The organism is Rossellomorea sp. FS2 (genome assembly GCF_047915635.1).
GTDB lineage: Bacteria > Bacillota > Bacilli > Bacillales > Bacillaceae_B > Rossellomorea > Rossellomorea marisflavi_A.
Genome location: NZ_JBLRVS010000001.1, coordinates 365,976 through 384,862, shown reverse-complemented (window position 1 = coordinate 384,862; position 18,887 = coordinate 365,976). Strand labels below are relative to the sequence as shown.

The window sequence follows — 18,887 nt, the reverse complement described above, 5'->3', positions numbered from 1 at the left end:
TAATCTGTTTACTTGTACTATGTCGCCTCTTTTGAACCCAAACGAAAACCTGAGAAAAACCGAGGAATAATAAGAACTACTGAATTTTCATGAGGGAGGCTTGACCACCTCCCCGCAGGAAAGCAAGCGCCCGCAGCGGAAAGGAACGAACCATTCAAAACCACCGCATCAAACGAAGACGACACTACTTTAATCACCACTAATCTACGGCCACTCAACAATCCATTAGCACAGAGTGGATTGGAGCGGAGGGTGGTTGACTCCAGCAGAATAGGAGGTCGGGCAAGACCCCGCAGGCACGAGGAGGCTTGACCACCTCCCCGCAGGAAAGCAAGCGTCCGCAGCGGAAAGGAACGAACCATTCAAAACCACTCCATCAGACGAAGACGACACTACTTTAATCACCACTAATCCACGGCCACTCACCAATCCCTAAGCACAGAGTGGATTGGAGCGGAGGGCGGTTGACTCCAGCGGAATAGGAGGTCGGGCAAGACCCCGCAGGCACGAGGAGGCTTGACCACCTCCCCGCAGGAAAGCAAGCGTCCGCAGCGGAAAGGAACGAACCCTTCCAAAAGCAAAAAGACGCTACAAAAAAAGGATACCGAAACCGGCATCCTTTTTAATCTGCTTATGAAGCCACATCACGCTTCGTAAAGAAGACGAAAGCGAGCACTTGGAAAATCACAAAGTAAACGAGAATCATCGTGATGGAGAAGCCCATCGTCATCCCTTTCACAAGCGGAGGCTGGAATCCTGTGTACTGCGTGAGATCCGTATTCGCGAACAAACTGAACTTCGCCCAGTCGAATTTCATCGCAATCAGGCTGGTAAGATTCGATCCCATGAACAACAGGAAGACAGAAATCCCGATTGCAAGGGAGCTGCTTCTGAACACAGCGGATATCATGAAGGCCATTGTTGCCATCATGGCGACATCGATCGTTTTCAATAGATAGGTCTTGATGAGGTACCATACCATGTTTTGTTCCACGACAGCTCCATCAACGTAGGCAAGATGCGCTGATTCCCCGATCCCACCGAAAAGGATGAGACCCAGGAGGAATGAAACCACAAACAGGACGACAAGCTGGCTCAATCCATACAATAAGACCGTGATATATTTCGAGATCAGGATTTTACTCCTTGAAATCGGGCGGATCAACAGGAGCTTGATGGTTCCCCATGTGAACTCACTCGCCACGATCCCGGCAGAGACGATGATGGTGAACAATCCGACAAACATCACGAGGTAGGCATTGTCTTCTACATATGACCACACATTTGCTTTTTGATAAGGTTTCAGATCATTTTCAAGACGATACTCATTGATGGCGATACTCTTTTCCGTTTCTTCTTTCATATAGCCGGGCATGTTCCCTTTGAGCATTTCCTTATCCTCAGCAATCTGAGTCTGGACCTCTTTCTTCCACTCATCCGATACCTTCTTCTGGCTGTCCAGATACTTGCTTGTTGCTCCCGTTATCCCAATGATGGCCACGAGGAGGCCCAGCATGACGTATGTACCGACACGCTTGAAAATCTTCATCCATTCATTTCTGATCAAATTAAACATTGACTGTCTCTCCTTTATCGTTGGTGATTTCCAGGAATCGGTCTTCGAGGGTTTTCGAAATCGGCATGACTCCGAAAATGTCCAGTCCATCTTCCACCAGAGTTTTAACCAGTGCTGGGATCCGTTCTTTTTCGATAGCCAGCTGCACCTGATTGTCTTTCACTTCGAATTGGATTGCAGGGTCGAACGTCTTGATCGAGGCTTTGATCAGAGATGCATCAGCGACATCGATCTGGTAGATTTGTTCGGTTCCACCAACGAAGGAGCGGATATCCTGTACGTCTACCAGTTTTCCAGACTGAAGGATGGCGATGCGGTCACACATCATTTCCATTTCCGATAGGAGATGGGACGAAACGATGACGGCCATTCCTTCCTCAGCCGCGAGCTTGCGGATATACGCGCGGATTTCACGGATACCGGCAGGATCGAGTCCGTTGGTCGGCTCATCCAAGATAAGGAGCTTCGGCTTGTGGAGCAAACATTGGGCGATGCCGAGGCGCTGGCGCATCCCGAGTGAATAGGTTTTGACTTTATCATTGATCCGGCTCGTCAATCCGACGAGTTCCACTACTTCCTTGATCCTCTCTTCCGTGATGCCTTTATGCATGCGGGCAAAATGTTTCAAGTTTTGATAACCTGAGAGGAACTTATAGAGCTCGGGATTTTCCACGATGGCTCCGACTTCACTGATGGCTTCGGCAAAGTCCTTTTGGATGCTCTTACCTGAAATAAGGACATCCCCTTCAGTGATCTTCATCAGTCCGACGATCATCCGGATCGTCGTGGTCTTTCCGGCACCATTTGGCCCGAGGAATCCGAAGACCTCCCCTTCATTCACCTCGAATGATAGTGAATCGATGATTTTCTTGCCTTTGATGACTTTCGTGACATTTTGCAATTGAGCAATCGTCTTCATTCCAGTTCCATCCCTTCTATTTGAGTCGTACGCTTTAACCATTGAAGGACCGACAGTCCTTGTTCTTCCCTTAATTGTTCAACGTTGCAGTGACCCTTCACTTCGCCATTATGGATGATATAGGCTTCATCAAGAATGGCCTCGATTTCATCGATTTCATGAGTGGCGATGAGGACCGTCTGCTCTCCCCAGTCAATATAGGAGAGAAGTCCTTTCACGATGGTGTCCCTCACCATCGGATCAAGACCTGAGAAAGGCTCGTCGAGGAGGATGACCTTTGCCTGCCTCGAAAGGGTGAGGACAAGCTTCAGCCTTCCACGCGTCCCTTTTGAAAGATGCTTGATCTTTTTCGAACCATCAAGCTGCATGAACGAGACAAGCTCTTCTGCCCGTTCCATATCGAAATCTTTGAACTGTGAGTCGTAAAATGTAAGCATTCCTTTGACGGTAAATGTTTCATAGAACATATCAAGCTCCGTCAGGTACGCGACTTCTTCCGCTATCTTTCGATTGATCGGTTGATCATCGAGCAGCACCTTGCCGGCACTTGGAAGTACAAGGCCGGCGATCATTTTGAGGGTCGTGGATTTTCCACTTCCATTCGGCCCGAGCAGACCGTAGATCTTCCCTTTTTCAAATTGCAGAGAGGTGTTCCGAAGCGCAAGTCCGCTGCCGTATTTCTTCGTGACATTCTCAAACCGGATCACGATCATTCTCCTCCCCGTACCGTTTGATGCTCTCGATCATTTCTTCCTTACTAAGGCCAAGCTCTTTCATGTTTTTGATGAAGATTTCAATCACTTCCCGCTGAACTCGTTGATTCAACACAGATAGCACGTCATCTTCCTCCGTCACAAACGTTCCCTGTCCTCGTTTCGTTTCCACAATGGTCATCCTTTCCAACTCACTGTATGTCCGCTGTATGGTATTCGGATTCACCCCGGCTTGCAAAGCCATCTCTCTGACTGAGGGAAGCTTATCGCCAGGGTGTCGTTCCCTCCTGACGATTTCACGGATGATCCGATCGGCGATTTGCAGGTATATGGGTTTGGACGCTGAGTATTCTTCTACCATGATCTACACCTCAATCCTGCGATCTAATAGTCTGCATGAAATGATGAATAATACGAGCCACATGACCCCTTCCCAGATGAACGGGAGAAGCGGCAGGGGAATGATATCGATGTTGAACCCACTGTCTTCTCCTCCTGAGCCGATTGTGAAAAAGAAACTGGCTGGAAGGTCGACTACCCATGTGTTGTTAACGAAGTTTTCCACAGGCTTCAGACTGGTAACGAATGTTGTCACCGATGTGTACAAGATCCATAATCCGGCGAGGATGAGCCAGCGAATGTTCTTGATCGCCGGGAATTTCCCCATGGAGTGGTAGACCGTCCAGAAAAAGATCAGCCACCCCGACATGTTGAGGCCCAACAAGAGAACACCGATATTGAAATACACGCCTTCCTTGACCGGCCAGTACCCGATATCAGGGAGCCTGCTGAAGCTGATGAATCCGAGAAGGTCTACGAGTAGCAAGGAAATGATCAAGTAAACAAGTGCGACGAGTAATTTTGAAGACAGAAGTGTAAATCCGCTGAGCGGGGTATGCAGCCAAAGCTGGGTCTTCCCCTCCAGCCGGAGCATGGAGTAGACGATGACCGGAAGGAAGGCAAAATGGAAGACGCCGAGCATGATGGCGAAACCGACAGGAATCCCTTTTTCATCGAAGTATTCCCCAGCCCCAAATCCAAGGGAATATACGACGAGGATGATTGCCAGCCAGCCGATGAACCACACCTTGGATGTATGGAAATCCTTCCAAAGAAGGCCTTTGAATGCTTTCATTTTCTCACTCCTTTCTGATGTGTTCCAGTGTACTAGTTAGATAATACACTATGACACGAAGAGTGGTCAATAGATTTTTTGCCTAATTTTTGTATGTTATCCAAATCAATGTTAATATCGCATGCAAAAAGGCCCGTGCCTCAAGGGAGGTACGGGCCTTTCGATTCCTTATTTATCTTTCACGCGCCTGATTTCAATGTCTTTTAACAGCTGATTGATGACATGACTTGCTGCGATGAGGCCGGCCACAGACGGCACGAACGCGTTCGATGAAGGCGGAAGCTGTGCTTTACGGATTTTGGCATCATCCTTCCCCACTTCCTTCCGCACTTCTTCACGGATGACGATCGGACTCTCGTCGGAGAAGACGACCGTAACCCCTTTTTTGATCCCTTCTTTTTTCAGACGGGTCCGGATGACCTTGGCGATGGGATCCGTATGGGTTTTGGAGATATCCGCAATCTGGAAGCGGGTCGGGTCATTCTTGTTCGCAGCGCCCATGGATGCGATGAGCGGGATGTCACGCGTCAGGCACTCTTTCATAAGATGGATCTTGTACGAGATCGTATCGGATGCATCCACTACGAAGTCAAGTCCGTAATGGAAGAACTCTTCATACGTTTCTTCCGTGTAGAACATCTTGAGGGCGATGACTTCACAGTCGGGATTGATATCTTTGATCCTGTCCCGCATCAGGTCGACCTTCGGCTGGCCGACGGTGGAAAGCAGGGCATGCACCTGACGATTCACATTTGTGATATCCACATCATCCTTATCGACGAGGACAAGGCGCCCTACTCCGGAACGGGCAAGGGCTTCGGCCGCGAACGAACCGACGCCGCCGATCCCGAGAACGGCCACTGTACTATTCTTAAGGGTCTGAAGACCTTCTTTACCAATCGCTAACTCATTACGTGAGAACTGGTGAAGCAACATGATCAACTCCATTGTAAGTATTCAACTAGGTTTATTCTGAATTAGAATAAAGGATTGAGCACTGAAAATCAATATATTGCGTTCAATCTCAATGGAGTTTTGTCCCATCAGGAGTTCATTTCCTGTGAGTGCCGAAGCTTGGAATTCCTTCGTTTCCCGAGGATCAGCATCAACGCGATCAAGCCTGCCAGGAGGATGATGATGGTGTACGGGTTCCCTGTCAGTCCGGCGATGACGAAACCGATGAGTGCGATGCTTGCATTCACTGCCGCATATGGGAATTGGGTTTTCACGTGATCGATATGATCCGCCCCGGCACCTGTTGATGATAGGAGTGTCGTGTCCGAGATGGGTGAACTGTGATCTCCGAATATCCCCCCGGATAGAACCGCACCGATGCATACGAGAAGCTGGGCATCGAGGGAGACCGCCATGGGGATGGCAATCGGAAGCATGATGGCGTATGTACCCCAAGAAGAACCGGAAGCAAGGGACATCCCTGCTCCTACAAGGAAGAGGATGGCCGGGATGATGAAGGCGGGGATATTCCCCTTCACCAGTTCGACAATGTAAGACGCCGTCCCCATTTCGCTGATCACCTTGCTGAGCGACCAAGCAAGCACAAGGGTCACGGCGACATACACCATCTTTTGCATACCCCCTGTATAGATTTCGAAGATTTCATTGAATGTCTTCAATTTGTACGCAATCATCAGGATGATCAGGGAGATGGCCGCAAATAGATAGGCGGTACTCAGTGCCACCCTGAAAGCACTGCCTTCCACGGGTTTGAACGGGAAGCCCTTTGACGCCAGGAGACCGAAGAGCGTGACGAATAGGATCAAGAGGGGGAGCCAGATCAAAACCGGTTTACTCAGCTTCAATCCCCCATCCTCCGGTTTTCTCAGAGGCTTCGATGTTTTCCAATAGAGTTCGCCCGCGTCTGCCCTGTCCTCAGCCGACTTCATCGGTCCGAAGTCGAGCTTCAATAGTGCGACCAGAGGCACCATCGTGACGGCAAGGAGAGCATAAAATTGGAACGGAATCACATGAATCAGCGTGCTGAATTCAGAGGTGGTGATATCAAGATGGTCAAATTCCTTCTTGATCAATCCCATGATGTACACGCCCCATCCGATGAACGGAACGAGCACCGCCACCGGTGAAGAAGTGGAATCGATAATCCACGCAAGCTTTTCCCTGGATACTTTCACTTTATCAAATATCTTTTCAAAAACGGGGCCAACGATCAGAGGCGTCCCGAGATCAGAAAAGAAGATGATGATGCCACCGATCCAGGCGGATACCTGGGCTTTCGCTTTTGAGTTGATCAGATTGGTGGCACTATTGGCAAGGGCCGCTCCTCCTCCTGACTTTTCCATGAGGGCGACGAATCCACCGATGAAGAAAAGAAGGACGAGGACAGCCGCATTGTAGCTGTCTGCCACCTGAGGGAACATGAATTCCCCGATGGTTTCCATCGTGGCCTCAAGAGGCCTCCCGCCGACAAGCATGAGGACCCCGACATATACGCCGGAGAATAAAGAAATAATGACATTTTTCGTGATGACCGCCAGTAGCACGGCGATGATCGGCGGCAGTAGGGATAACCAGCCCATATGTTCCATGTTGACCACTCCTATGATGTAAAGTTAGCAAAGATTACCTTTAAAAAGTATAGGGCTTGTCGACAGTTTCTGCAATGGTTTTTCTGATATTTATTCATTTTTATGTATCTTTAACCATCATTAGATTCCTTCGGACCGCAAAAAAATAAAACAGGGGTTGGGACAAGACTAAAAAGGTACCATTATCGTTCTTTATACCGCTCATGATTTCCATGCAAACTTCGCTTTCCTCGGGTAGCCGGTGAGCCCCCTCAGCCACTCTTCCCGCAGGAGTCTTCGTCTTACACTCCCATCACCCGCTGGAGTAATGGTCCTGAAACAAATTAAAAACCCGCATTCATTTGCCTGATCGCAGGCAAATGAATGCGGGTTTTACTGTGACTAAGACACTTTTGTCCCAGCCTTGATTAAATATCCATTTGTGGAACGAGTCCCAATCGTGCCGTCGCTGCGTTTCCTTTGTTTTGAACCCGCTCTCGGCAGGTGGGTGCTTTATTCCACTACTTGTTAGTCCTCTTGAAGCGAGGCATGAACGCATAGCGGAAAGTCAAGCTCCCAAGGTTTGAAGTGTTCGGTCAAAACTGATAGGTTTAAACGTCGGACACATCAGGACTCGTCTGTTATTGACATCATCATAGCATACGGGCGGCCCGATTTGCAATTCACAGCCGGTGTAGAATTTCCGACATCATTCAACATCGAGTGATAGAGAGAGTTCTTTCAGTTGGGCTTCGCTTACGCCTCCAGGTGCATCGGTAAGGACACAGCTTGCACTGGCCGTTTTCGGGAATGCAATGGTATCGCGAAGGTTTGAGCGCCCTGCAAGGAGCATCACCAGGCGGTCAAGGCCGAGGGCGATCCCGCCGTGTGGAGGTGTTCCGTACTCGAATGCCTCCAATAGGAATCCGAACTGCTCATTTGCTTCTTCTTTTGAGAAACCGAGGACGCTGAACATTTTCTCCTGAATGTCACGCTCATAGATCCTGAGGGATCCACCGCCAAGCTCATACCCATTCAAGACAAGGTCATAAGCCTGTGCCCTGACTTCTCCCGGATTGGTCTCAAGAAGCTCTAGATCTTCCCTCACCGGCATGGTGAAAGGATGATGGGCTGCATAGTAGCGGTTGTCTCCTTCATCAAACTCAAGAAGCGGCCAGTCTGTCACCCATAGGAAGTTGAATACGGACTCATCGATCAGACCGAGTTCCTTACCGAGCTTAAGTCGAAGGGCTCCAAGGGCATCGGCCACCACGGATTTTTTGTCTGCGACGAATAGGAGAAGGTCCCCTGTTTCTGCTTGTGCCGCAGAAGACAGGCTGGATGCATCCTCTTCCGATACAAATTTGGAAATCGGGCCTTTGAGGCCCTCTTCCTCCACCTTCAACCATGCGAGCCCCTTTGCTCCATAGCGGGAGACAAATTCAGTGAGGCCATCGATATCTTTCCTTGAGTAGTTGGAAGCGGCCCCTTTCACGTTGATCAGTTTCACTTGACCACCGCCAGCAACGGCACCGGCGAATACCTTGAATCCTGAGTCCTTCACGATCTCGGATACATCGATGAGTTCCATGGCAAAACGGGTATCCGGCTTATCCGATCCATAGCGGCTCATGGCTTCATCATACGTCATGCGCGGGAAGACGGAGTCGATGTCAAGGCCTTTCACGTCCTTCATGAGCTTCGCCATCATCTCTTCCACCAAGAGGATGATGTCTTCCTGCTCCATGAAGCTCATTTCCATATCGATCTGGGTGAATTCAGGCTGACGGTCTGCACGCAGATCCTCATCACGGAAACAGCGGGCAATTTGATAATAACGGTCAAATCCGGACACCATCAGAAGCTGTTTGAAAATCTGTGGCGATTGCGGAAGGGCGTAAAATTCCCCTTGATGAACCCGGCTCGGTACAAGATAGTCACGTGCCCCTTCCGGCGTGCTCTTCGTCAGGATCGGTGTCTCCACGTCAAGGAATCCATTCTCATTCAGGAAGCTGCGGAATGACGTCGTGACATTATGGCGCATCCTGAACGTCTCGGCCATGGCCGGACGGCGGAGATCCACATAACGGTATTTCAACCGGACATCTTCGGATACTTCCATTTGATCATCGATCATGAACGGAGGTGTCTTCGCTTCATTGATGATCTGGACGTCTTCAGCATGGATTTCGATCTTTCCGGTTTTCAGGTTCGGGTTGACGGTTCCTTCTCCGCGTGCCACGACCGATCCGGTAACGGAAATGACATACTCATTGCGGATCCTTTCCGCCAGTTCGAGGGCTTCCTGTGAAAGGTCGGGATTGAATACGACCTGCACGATCCCTTCACGGTCGCGTAGATCGATGAAGATCAGACCTCCAAGGTCACGTCGTTTTTGCACCCATCCTTTGATGGTAATCGTTTCACCGATGAATGATTCCGTTACGTTTCCACAATAGGTTGTTCGTTTTGGCATTTTTTTCTCCTCCTGGCGATTATGTTAGACAAGCTTGCTCTTGATGTGGTCAACGAATGAGTCAATGGCGACTTCCTCTTGTTCCCCCGTTGCCATATCCTTCACGTTCACTTTGTTTTCCTGAAGTTCATTTTCACCGATCACGGCTACGTATTTTGCCTGATGGCGGTCTGCGCTCTTGAACTGTGCCTTCACTTTGCGATCGAGATAATCTTTCTCAGATGAAATCCCGGCTTCCCTCAGCTGATGAAGGAGTTTTACGCCATAAGCCTTGGCCTCTTCCCCCATGGCGACAATATAGCAATCGACGCCTTGATGGATCGGAAGCTCCACCTTCTCGGCTTCAAGGGCCGCAATGAGCCTTTCGATGCTGAATGCAAATCCGATACCCGGGGTTTCGGGTCCGCCGATTTCCTGGACGAGTCCGTTGTAGCGTCCTCCTCCGCAAAGGGTGGTGATGGCACCGAAGCCTTCCGCCTCACTCATGATTTCAAATGCCGTGTGATTATAATAGTCCAGGCCGCGGACAAGAGTCGGATCTACGACGAACTCTACATCCATGCTGGTGAGATAGGATTGTACCTTTTCGAAATAGGCCTTGGATTCCTCATTCAGATAGTCGAGGATGGACGGAGCCGTTGCCATCAATTCGTGGTCGCGGTCCTTCTTACAATCCAGGATCCTAAGTGGATTCTTCTCCAGGCGATTCTGACAATCGGAACAGAATTCGCCGATCCTTGGCTTGAAGTGATTGATCAGCGCTTCACGATGCGCTTGACGGCTGCCTCCATCACCCAGGCTGTTGATGACAAGTTTCAACTTGCGGAGTCCAAGCTTTTTGTAAATGCCCATGGCGAGTGAGAGGACCTCTGCGTCGATGGCCGGATCTTCACTTCCCAGTGCTTCCACACCGAACTGCACGAACTGGCGGTAGCGGCCTGCCTGCGGACGCTCGTAGCGGAACATCGGTCCGGTATAGAACAGTTTGGTAGGCTGATTCGCATTTCCGAACAGCTTGTTTCCTACGAATGAACGTACGACGGATGCCGTACCTTCGGGGCGGAGTGCCAGACTTCTTCCTCCTCGATCTTCAAACATGTACATCTCTTTTTGTACGATATCGGTCGTGTCACCGACACCGCGCGTGAATAGTTCGCTCGATTCAAAGATCGGCGTACGGATTTCATTGTATTGATAAGCGCGACAAAGGTCGGTCGCCACCTTCTCGATATATTGCCACTTCTCTACTTCTCCGGGCAGAATGTCCTGTGTTCCTCTTGGTATTTGAATAGACAAGGGGATTCCTCCTTTTCATAAAGCCTTAGTATGTAAGTCCCCGCAAAATCGGGGCAATAAAAAAAGCCCTCGATCCCTTGTAATAAATACAAGGGACGAGAGCTGTTATTCCCGTGGTGCCACCCTAATTGGAGTCCAATAGACTCCCACTTCACCAGTTAACGCCTGGTACGTCCATCCCCTACTTTCATTTCAGGGCGGAGCCTCCCGAGTGTTCATTCACTGGAGTACCTTGCAGAAATGCTTGCAGCCCAGGGCATTTCCTCTCTTCGCAGGTGGAGACCAGCTACTATTCTCGATCGTCGGTTTTAAAAAGCTATATTATTTCTATAATGATACGGATGAGGCAGGTTGATGTCAAGGGGTTTCGTCAGGACCTCTCCATTTTCTTTTTCAATAGGCGGACATCCTTCAGCGTCAGACCGAACTCAGAGGCGAGCTCCATGTTCAATGCGCCTTTTTCCATTTCCATGAATTGGTGAAAATCTGTCTGAAACAGTGCTTTTTCACTAGTCGAATTCATAAAAGCCTTGTCGCTTGATCGCATAGTACCCTTCCTTTCACTATTCCTACCATCTATCCTTTCCAAATGACTAAATTTCTATCGTATTAAAGGAATTTTATTTTTTATCTCGTATTTATGTGGGTATGGATCATTTTTGATGGTGTTTTCTTCAAAATGAGTTCAGAAAACGCGTGACAGTCCGATACTACTAGTGATGTTCATGAAGAGAGAGGAGGTTGTCCACATCAAGAAAATCTACATATCCTTCCTGGTCATCTGTCTCCTCCTTCCGCTTTTCACTTCGGTGAAGGCAAGCGCAGGCGGAGAGCGGGTGAGCATCGGGGTTCCTACACTCAATGTGAGGACCGGTCCCGGACTCAGCTATCCTGTCCTCATGCAGGCAGCTAAAGGAGAAGAGTACACGGTCACCGAAAATGACGGGGACTGGTACAAAATCAATACACCCCAAGGTGAAGGCTGGGTAGCCGAGTGGCTCGTCACCGAGGGGGATTCTTCGGACAGCCCGGCAGCACCGGCAGCGTCAGGTTTGACCGGGACGGCCAACGAGGATTCGATCAATGTAAGGAAGGCACCATCGACGGATAGCGAGCGCCTGGGGACCCTATCAACCGGGGAAGAAGTGTCGATCACCGGAAGTGTACAGGGCTGGTATGAAATCTCATATCGGGGTGGTACGGCCTGGATCAACGAAGACTATCTATCTTTATCGGGTATGGAATCCGGAAGTAGCGATGGATCCGATTCTTCCATGACGGCCACGGTCAACGTCGAATCATTGCTTGTACGCGATGAGGCCTCACTGAACGGAGGCATCGTCGGGAAAGTCACCCGCGGTGAGTCCTATTCCATCCTTGAAGAATCGAATGAATGGTATCGGATCAAGCTATCAAACGGTGAAGATGGCTGGGTGGCAGGCTGGTTTATGAAAGTGGCCGGTGAAGAGGCAGAGGAGAAAACGGAAGGAACGTCCATGTCAGAAGGCGCTCCCGATTCCATCACGATCCTTTATGATGGGACCAACCTCCGGACAAGCCCCGACAGTCAGGCAAGCGTCGTGGAAAGGGCCGGCAGCGGTTCGACCTTCGATGTGGTGGGGACATCCGGTGACTGGTATGAGATCCGGCTGTCTGACGGAGCAAGCGCGTTTGTGGCCAACTGGATTGTCTCGAGCAAAAAAGGCGGGACATCTCCTGCTCCGGAAACATCCGGCGGACTCGAAGGCAAGACCATCGTCCTCGATCCGGGACACGGCGGGCGTGACGGTGGAACGACAGGTATCAACGGCACCCATGAAAAAAACCTGACCCTCAAGACTGCTCAGCTTGTGGCAGACAAATTAAGGAGTGCAGGTGCAGAAGTGATTCTGACGAGAAGGAATGATGAATTCATTTCCCTTCCATCCAGGGTATCATTATCTCATTATTATATGGCCGATGCGTTTGTCAGCCTTCATTTCGACAGCATTTATGATTCGTCCATCACAGGGCATACCACCTATTATAACGGTTCACAGCAGAAGGATTTGGCGGAGTCCGTCCATTCTGCCCTCTCCGGAAGAATGCCGAACGCCGATCGCGGGGTCCGGAACGGTGACTACCATGTGATCCGGGAAAACATGCGCCCGGCTGTCCTTGTGGAACTCGGATTCCTCAGCAATGCATCCGAAGAGGCGAATGTGAATACCGCCTACTTCCAGGATACTGCGGCCACGAGCATCTACTACGGATTGAGCGAATACTTTACAAATTAACAAAAAGCCAGGGAGGCCCGCCTCCCTGGCTTTTTGCTCATTTCTCTATAATCAGGGTCACGGGACCGTCATTGATGAGCTGTACATCCATCATGGCACCGAACACACCGGTTGCCACGTTTACGCCCTTCTCCCTCAGAATGGCATTGAAGCGCTCATAAACGACTTCTGCCTCTGCTGGCTTTGCAGCCCCCATGAAATTGGGCCTCCTGCCCTTTCGGGTGTCCCCGTAGAGGGTGAACTGTGAAATGGACAGGATCTCTCCTCCGCGGTCGAGAAGGGAATGATTCATCTTCCCATCCTCGTCTTCGAAGATCCTTAAGTTCACGACCTTATCCGCGATATAGGCCGCTTCCTCTTCCGTATCCCCGTGGGTGATCCCGACAAGGAGGACGAGTCCGGACTGGATGCGGCCCTGTACCTCGCCGTCCACTGTAACGGATGCTTGTTTGCTCCTTTGCAGTACAACTTTCATTACGTAAAACCCCTTCAGTTCATAATTCTTCGCACGGCATAGATATCCGATATCTGTTTGATGCGCTCCACGACTTTATGGAGGTGGGAGATATTATGGATGGAAATCGACATATTGATGGTCGCCACTTTATTCCGATCAGACTTTCCACTGACAGCCGATATATTCGTTTTGGTTTCGTTGACGGCTTGAAGCACTTCGTTCAGAAGACCTCGACGGTCATATCCTGAAATTTCAATATCCACATTGTACTCTTTCTGATCATAGCGATCGCTTTCCCAGGAAACGGGAATGAGGCGTTGTTCCACCCCTTCCGCCATGACATTCGTACAGTCGGAGCGATGAACGGATACACCACGGCCCTTCGTGATGAAACCGACGATTTCATCTCCGGGTACCGGTGAACAGCAGCGGGACAAGCGGATCAACAGGTTATCGATGCCTTCCACGTGGACACCTGCATCTTTTTTCTTGCGCTTCTGAGGCTGTGCGTTCAGCTCTTTTACGGTTTCTTCCAGAATATCTTCCTGTTCGCGTTTCCTTCTTTCCTTCTCGGTCAGGCGGTTGGCGATTTGCGCCGCAGTGATGCCATTGTACCCGACAGCAGCATACATATCATCTTCATTGGAGAAGTTGAACTTCTCGAAAACCCGCTTGATGTTTTCAGAAGTAAGGATCTCTTTCACATCGAAGTCCTGTGCCTTGATCTCTTTCTCGACCATTTCACGGCCTTTCTCGATGTTCTCTTCCCTTCTCTGCTTTTTGAAGAACTGCCGGATCTTATTCTTCGCCTGTGAGGTCTGGGCAAGCTTCAGCCAATCCTGACTTGGTCCGTAGGAGTGCTTGGACGTAAGGATTTCAATGATATCACCGGTTTTCAATTTGTAATCGAGAGTGACCATCTTCCCGTTCACCTTGGCCCCGATCGTCTTATTCCCGATCTCAGAGTGGATCCGGTAAGAGAAATCGATGGGCACCGATCCTGACGGAAGCTCCAGGACATCCCCTTTTGGCGTGAAGACGAAGACCATATCGGAAAACAGGTCGATCTTAAGAGACTCCATGAACTCCTCTGCGTTGGCCGATTCGTTCTGGAACTCGAGGATCTCCCTGAACCATGAGAGCTTCTTATCGAAGGAAACGGGTTCATTGGCTTCCTTGCCTTCCTTGTACGCCCAGTGGGCTGCGACACCGTACTCCGCGATCTCATGCATCTCAAGCGTCCTGATCTGCACTTCAAGCGGGTCCCCTTTCGGCCCGATCACGGTCGTATGGAGTGACTGATACATATTCGGCTTCGGCATGGCGATGTAATCTTTGAAGCGGCCGGGCATCGGCTTCCATCTCGTATGGATGATGCCGAGGACGGCATAGCAATCCTTGATGCTGTCCACGACGATCCTCACGGCAAGAAGGTCATAAATTTCATTGAATTGTTTATTCTGAAGGGCCATTTTCCGGTAGATGCTGTAAATATGCTTCGGACGGCCGGATATATCGGCGATGATCTTCACATCACTGAGATGATCCTTCACGTCGTCGACGACTTCTTCCAGGTACTCTTCCCGCTCTGCACGCTTCTTCTTCATGAGGTTGACGATGCGATAGTATTGCTGTGGATTCAAATATCGGAGACTGGTGTCCTCGAGCTCCCATTTGATCTTGGATATACCAAGTCGGTGGGCAAGAGGGGCGAAGATTTCCAAAGTCTCATTCGCGATCCTGCGCTGCTTTTCCTGAGGAAGATGCTTGAGTGTCCTCATATTATGGAGACGATCGGCAAGCTTGATCAAAATGACACGGATGTCCCTTGCCATGGCCACGAACATCTTCCGATGATTTTCGGCTTGCTGCTCTTCCTGGGATTTGTACTTGATCTTACCAAGCTTTGTCACCCCGTCGACAAGCATGGCCACTTCCGCGTTGAAGTCCTCTTCGATCTGTTGCAGGGATATCCCGGTATCCTCTACGACATCATGAAGAAAACCGGCAGCCACAGTTGCCGGATCCATCTCGAGATCTGCCAGGATCCCAGCCACCTGAATCGGGTGGATGATGTAGGGTTCACCCGATTTGCGATACTGTTCGCTATGGGCTTCCCGTGCATACTCATATGCCTTTTCCACCAATCCTACATGCTCGTCATTCAAATATTCTCTTGTTTTATCAATAACCTGTTCAGGGGTTAATACTTGATCCTTCGCCATGATCAAAATCACCTTTATATATAAATTTGGTTCAGCGCCTGATAAAAGGCACCGACATGCTCAATCTATTCGAACGCACTGATGCGTTATGAAAATGAAACGATTGTTACTATTATCAAAAAAAAAAGCCATTATGTAAAGGGTTTGGGTTAAAATTCTCAGATTTCATCTGGTTTTGTCGAATGGTGACGATTACATAACTGGATATCTTCCCTCACATGGATGGAGCTTCCGACCCCCGATCATGGACACGCTATATAAAAAAATAAGGGCCGGCATCTTCCTGTGATGTCGGTCCCTTATGTATGGTCAGTATTGCATCAATGTCATGATATCGTAGCCTTCTAGCTTATCACGGCCGTCTAGATAGGTCAGTTCGATCAAGAAGGCTGTACCGGCAACGATCCCGCCAAGCTCTTCTACAAGCTTGATTGTCGCATCGATCGTACCGCCTGTAGCGAGTAGATCGTCCGTGATCAATACGCGCTGTCCCGGTTTGATGGCATCCTTATGAATCGTCAGGGCATCTTTTCCGTACTCAAGGCCGTATTGCTGTTGAATCGTCTCACGTGGGAGCTTACCTGGTTTCCTGACAGGAGCGAATCCTACCCCAAGGGCATACGCTACCGGGCAACCGATGATGAAGCCCCTTGCTTCCGGTCCTACAACAAGATCGATTTGTTTTTCTTTCGCGTACTCCACGATCTGATCCGTTGCGTATCTATATGCATCACCATTGTCCATAAGAGTGGTGATGTCTTTAAACTTGATGCCTTCTTTCGGCCAGTTATCAACGATCGTGACATATTGTTTCAAGTCCATGCTTCTACTTCCTCCTCAACTATAGCGGACTCTTTCATCCTTTCGCTGAACCATGTCTTCAGTTCCTGATATGATGAATACAGGAGCTCATTTTCAAGCTCGTACTGATGCTGTTTCCTCATGTAAGCAGGAGATTCGGACAGATCTTTTTTCACTTTGACAGGATGAAGAGAAATCAAACCATCTTCTATTGTAACAAACTTCAATTCAAAAAACACCTTTGACATGAAATCGATTGTTTCCATCGACCATCCCTTGTACTTGGCAAGGTCATTCCCGTGTTTCTTCAAATCAAATGAACCTCTTTTATGAAGGAAGGCATAATACCATTTGAAATGATCACGGGTGGGCATCGTACTGAAGAAATGATCCTCATGCTGATGGAAATGGGCATAGATGCGATGCGGCCTGCCGAGCTCCAGAAGCTGTTCCATCAGGCGACGGTCCCCGGGAAGATCGAGGAATACGAGATTGCATCCATCCACCACGATCCCTTCAAGATCCGATTCACTCTGAATATACCGGACTTCCCCTTTGAACAGCGATGTGTCCGCCGTCTTCGGATGGAAGCATACGATCACCCTGTCACTGTCAGGTATGAGAGGTGCCCATTTAGTCACCTGCTTGATCCCCCTCATATCGAAAAGCTGCCAGGAAGAAATCTGGATATCCTGCAGGAAGATCTGAGGCTTCTTGCGATTATTCCATTCATTGATCGACAGCTCTCCGATGACGGAAGCCTTCACATAGGGTGTCATATGATCGGCAAGTTCACCGAGACCGAACCCCACCCCATCCACTTGTACGCCGTTTTCGGCCAGGACAAGCTTGAGGTGATTCTGTGCTGAACCAATTTTTTTATAATGATCGATGGATACATCGCGGATGACCCACTTAGGCTTCGGATTATTCATCCCGAATGGCGCAAGGAGGTGCATCTTCTCGATGGATTCAACGGTGATCTCGTCCACGGCGACTTCGGCATCAAGCTCTGTAACGGGGACGAAATCTTCTTCATTCAGTACATCTTTTGCCTGTTCATTCAATCTTGCACGAAGCTCATCGACATCCGAAAGGGCTAGGGTCATTCCCGCAGCCATTGGATGCCCCCCGAAATGGGGAAGAATTTCTCGATTCATGGACAGGTTCTTGAACAGATCGAACCCGGCAATGCTCCTTGCCGAACCCTTTGCTCTATTTGAATCAGGATCGAAACTCAAGACAATGGTCGGCCGGTAAAACCTGTCAACGAGACGGGAGGCAACAATCCCCACTACCCCGGGGTTCCATCCTTCCTTACCGATAACAAGAACTCCGTTTTCAGAAGGAGGGAATTCCTTCTCGACCATCTCGACGGCTTCCTCCGTCATTTTCGCTACGATGGACTGGCGCTCTTTGTTCAACCCATCAATCTCTTCTGCGAGTGCCTTCGCTTCTTCCGGATCGCGGGAGAGCATGAGATCCACTGCCGGATCGGCATCGCCAAGCCTGCCGACGGCATTGATACGCGGTGCAATCATGAATCCGACGGTCTCTTCATTCATTTCATTTTGCTGGGCATTCGCCACCCGGCAAAGGGCTTTGATCCCAAGCCGGTCCGTCACCCTCAGCTTGGCAATCCCCTTCTTGGCGATCAGCCGGTTTTCCCCATGGAGGGGAACAAGGTCGGCAATGGTACCGATCGCGGCCAAATCCAGCAGATGGTCGGGAAACTCCCCGTAAAGTGCGTGGGCTAGCTTCAAAGCAACCCCGACTCCTGCGAGTTCCTTGAATGGATACGAGCATCCTTCCACTTTCGGATGGATCATCGCATAGACTGGCGGCAATTCCGGACCCGGTTCATGGTGGTCCGTCAAGATCAAGTCAATGCCAAAATCTTTTGCAAGCTTGGCCTCCTCCACTGCAGAAATACCGGTATCCACCGTGATGATAACGGAGAATCCCTCATCAGCAGCCCATCTGAAGGCTTCTTCATTCGGTCCGTATCCTTCTGTGAACCGGTTGGGGATATAAAATTCCACCTGTGCTCCGAGGTCTGTGAGTACCGTCATCAGGACGGATGTAGAACTAACCCCGTCGGCATCATAGTCACCGTACACAAGGATGCGCTCCTCCTGCTCGATTGCCAGCATGATGCGCTCTTTCGCTTTTTGCATATCATCAAAAAGAAATGGATCATGAAACGATCCGCCTGTATCAAATAAAAAGTTCCGGGCATCATCAGCATCAGCCAGATCCCGATTTATCAATAATTTCGCAACAAGCGGGGGAACATTTAACTCTTGTGCCAATTCTGCTATCTTTTGCTGGTCAGAATCTTTCATTTTCCAGCGTGTTTTTGCATTCAACATATTTTCACCCCTCAGCCTTTCTCATTATACAAAAACGGTAAGGGGGTTTCAATCCACATCAAAGTCCATCAAAGGAAAAAGACACCCTGCATGGGTGC

At 49.6% G+C, this 18,887-nt stretch carries 15 protein-coding genes, 1 other RNA gene and 1 other annotated feature; of the genes, 1 reads left to right on the top strand and 15 read right to left on the bottom strand.

Annotated features, from left to right (window positions below):
• Positions 1-631 precede the first annotated feature (631 nt).
• From ACNA6I_RS02050 to ACNA6I_RS02000, 11 genes are all read right to left on the bottom strand, one after another.
• Positions 632-1,576 carry an ABC transporter permease gene (locus ACNA6I_RS02050; protein ID WP_416312898.1) on the bottom strand — a complete coding sequence of 315 codons (945 nt, stop codon included), beginning with the start codon at positions 1,574-1,576 and terminating at the stop codon, positions 632-634.
• Positions 1,569-2,495 (bottom strand): ABC transporter ATP-binding protein, encoded by a 927-nt coding sequence (locus ACNA6I_RS02045; protein WP_048006198.1) that lies wholly within the window; start codon positions 2,493-2,495, stop codon positions 1,569-1,571. The genes ACNA6I_RS02050 and ACNA6I_RS02045 overlap by 8 nt, the downstream gene beginning before the upstream one ends.
• Positions 2,492-3,208: an ABC transporter ATP-binding protein gene (locus ACNA6I_RS02040; protein ID WP_148795557.1), complete on the bottom strand. Its 717-nt coding sequence runs from the start codon at positions 3,206-3,208 to the stop codon at positions 2,492-2,494. The genes ACNA6I_RS02045 and ACNA6I_RS02040 overlap by 4 nt, the downstream gene beginning before the upstream one ends.
• Complete coding sequence (locus ACNA6I_RS02035) at positions 3,189-3,569, bottom strand: GntR family transcriptional regulator (RefSeq protein WP_048006199.1); 381 nt, start codon at positions 3,567-3,569, stop codon at positions 3,189-3,191. Before ACNA6I_RS02035 ends, ACNA6I_RS02040 begins: the two co-directional genes overlap by 20 nt.
• Positions 3,570-3,572: 3 nt before the next feature.
• Positions 3,573-4,343 carry a hypothetical protein gene (locus ACNA6I_RS02030; protein WP_048006200.1) on the bottom strand — a complete coding sequence of 257 codons (771 nt, stop codon included), beginning with the start codon at positions 4,341-4,343 and terminating at the stop codon, positions 3,573-3,575.
• 168 nt (positions 4,344-4,511) lie between these two features.
• The gene (locus ACNA6I_RS02025; RefSeq protein WP_048006430.1) at positions 4,512-5,276 is read right to left on the bottom strand and encodes a ThiF family adenylyltransferase; all 765 of its coding nucleotides are present in this window, start codon (positions 5,274-5,276) and stop codon (positions 4,512-4,514) included.
• 110 nt (positions 5,277-5,386) lie between these two features.
• Complete coding sequence (locus tag ACNA6I_RS02020) at positions 5,387-6,907, bottom strand: Na+/H+ antiporter NhaC family protein (RefSeq protein ID WP_416312897.1); 1,521 nt, start codon at positions 6,905-6,907, stop codon at positions 5,387-5,389.
• Positions 6,908-7,333: 426 nt separating this feature from the next.
• Positions 7,334-7,523: non-coding RNA, 6S RNA (gene ssrS, locus ACNA6I_RS02015), on the bottom strand.
• Positions 7,524-7,595: 72 nt separating this feature from the next.
• Positions 7,596-9,362: an aspartate--tRNA ligase gene (aspS, locus tag ACNA6I_RS02010; RefSeq protein WP_048006202.1), complete on the bottom strand. Its 1,767-nt coding sequence runs from the start codon at positions 9,360-9,362 to the stop codon at positions 7,596-7,598.
• 24 nt (positions 9,363-9,386) lie between these two features.
• Positions 9,387-10,658, bottom strand: a complete 1,272-nt coding sequence (hisS, locus tag ACNA6I_RS02005; protein WP_048012629.1) for a histidine--tRNA ligase — start codon at positions 10,656-10,658, stop codon at positions 9,387-9,389.
• An 88-nt stretch (positions 10,659-10,746) separates the two neighbouring features.
• Positions 10,747-10,970, bottom strand: a binding site (T-box leader).
• A gap of 58 nt (positions 10,971-11,028) precedes the next feature.
• A complete protein-coding gene (locus ACNA6I_RS02000) occupies positions 11,029-11,181 on the bottom strand; it encodes an RNA polymerase subunit sigma-70 (RefSeq protein ID WP_311284338.1) in 153 nt (50 codons plus the stop codon).
• Positions 11,182-11,383: 202 nt separating this feature from the next.
• On the opposite strand from ACNA6I_RS02000, the gene ACNA6I_RS01995 reads away from it, so the two are divergent.
• Positions 11,384-12,934, top strand: coding sequence for an SH3 domain-containing protein (locus ACNA6I_RS01995; RefSeq protein WP_416312896.1), 1,551 nt, complete (start codon positions 11,384-11,386; stop codon positions 12,932-12,934).
• Positions 12,935-12,971: 37 nt separating this feature from the next.
• Here the strand turns inward: ACNA6I_RS01995 and dtd are convergent, their stop codons facing one another.
• From dtd to recJ, 4 genes are all read right to left on the bottom strand, one after another.
• A complete protein-coding gene (gene dtd / locus ACNA6I_RS01990; RefSeq protein ID WP_063192003.1) occupies positions 12,972-13,409 on the bottom strand; it encodes a D-aminoacyl-tRNA deacylase in 438 nt (145 codons plus the stop codon).
• Positions 13,410-13,423: 14 nt separating this feature from the next.
• Entirely contained in the window at positions 13,424-15,616 is a 2,193-nt protein-coding gene (locus tag ACNA6I_RS01985; protein WP_048006206.1) for a RelA/SpoT family protein, read from the bottom strand.
• A 309-nt stretch (positions 15,617-15,925) separates the two neighbouring features.
• Positions 15,926-16,438 (bottom strand): adenine phosphoribosyltransferase, encoded by a 513-nt coding sequence (locus tag ACNA6I_RS01980; protein ID WP_048006207.1) that lies wholly within the window; start codon positions 16,436-16,438, stop codon positions 15,926-15,928.
• On the bottom strand, positions 16,429-18,789 hold the full coding sequence (gene recJ / locus ACNA6I_RS01975; protein ID WP_416312895.1) for a single-stranded-DNA-specific exonuclease RecJ: 2,361 nt from the start codon (positions 18,787-18,789) through the stop codon (positions 16,429-16,431). The genes ACNA6I_RS01980 and recJ overlap by 10 nt, the downstream gene beginning before the upstream one ends.
• Positions 18,790-18,887: the final 98 nt, after the last annotated feature.

What these genes read in the sequence shown, in the direction of transcription:
- ACNA6I_RS02050 (WP_416312898.1), bottom strand. Translation starts at nt 1,576, where the DNA reads ATGTTTAATTTGATCAGAAATGAATGGATGAAGATTTTCAAGCGTGTC.
- ACNA6I_RS02045 (WP_048006198.1), bottom strand. Translation starts at nt 2,495, where the DNA reads ATGAAGACGATTGCTCAATTGCAAAATGTCACGAAAGTCATCAAAGGC.
- ACNA6I_RS02040 (WP_148795557.1), bottom strand. Translation starts at nt 3,208, where the DNA reads ATGATCGTGATCCGGTTTGAGAATGTCACGAAGAAATACGGCAGCGGA.
- ACNA6I_RS02035 (WP_048006199.1), bottom strand. Translation starts at nt 3,569, where the DNA reads ATGGTAGAAGAATACTCAGCGTCCAAACCCATATACCTGCAAATCGCC.
- ACNA6I_RS02030 (WP_048006200.1), bottom strand. Translation starts at nt 4,343, where the DNA reads ATGAAAGCATTCAAAGGCCTTCTTTGGAAGGATTTCCATACATCCAAG.
- ACNA6I_RS02020 (WP_416312897.1), bottom strand. Translation starts at nt 6,907, where the DNA reads ATGGAACATATGGGCTGGTTATCCCTACTGCCGCCGATCATCGCCGTG.
- aspS (WP_048006202.1), bottom strand. Translation starts at nt 9,362, where the DNA reads ATGCCAAAACGAACAACCTATTGTGGAAACGTAACGGAATCATTCATC.
- ACNA6I_RS02000 (WP_311284338.1), bottom strand. Translation starts at nt 11,181, where the DNA reads ATGAATTCGACTAGTGAAAAAGCACTGTTTCAGACAGATTTTCACCAA.
- ACNA6I_RS01995 (WP_416312896.1), top strand. Translation starts at nt 11,384, where the DNA reads ATGAAGAGAGAGGAGGTTGTCCACATCAAGAAAATCTACATATCCTTC.
- dtd (WP_063192003.1), bottom strand. Translation starts at nt 13,409, where the DNA reads ATGAAAGTTGTACTGCAAAGGAGCAAACAAGCATCCGTTACAGTGGAC.
- ACNA6I_RS01985 (WP_048006206.1), bottom strand. Translation starts at nt 15,616, where the DNA reads ATGGCGAAGGATCAAGTATTAACCCCTGAACAGGTTATTGATAAAACA.
- ACNA6I_RS01980 (WP_048006207.1), bottom strand. Translation starts at nt 16,438, where the DNA reads ATGGACTTGAAACAATATGTCACGATCGTTGATAACTGGCCGAAAGAA.
- recJ (WP_416312895.1), bottom strand. Translation starts at nt 18,789, where the DNA reads ATGTTGAATGCAAAAACACGCTGGAAAATGAAAGATTCTGACCAGCAA.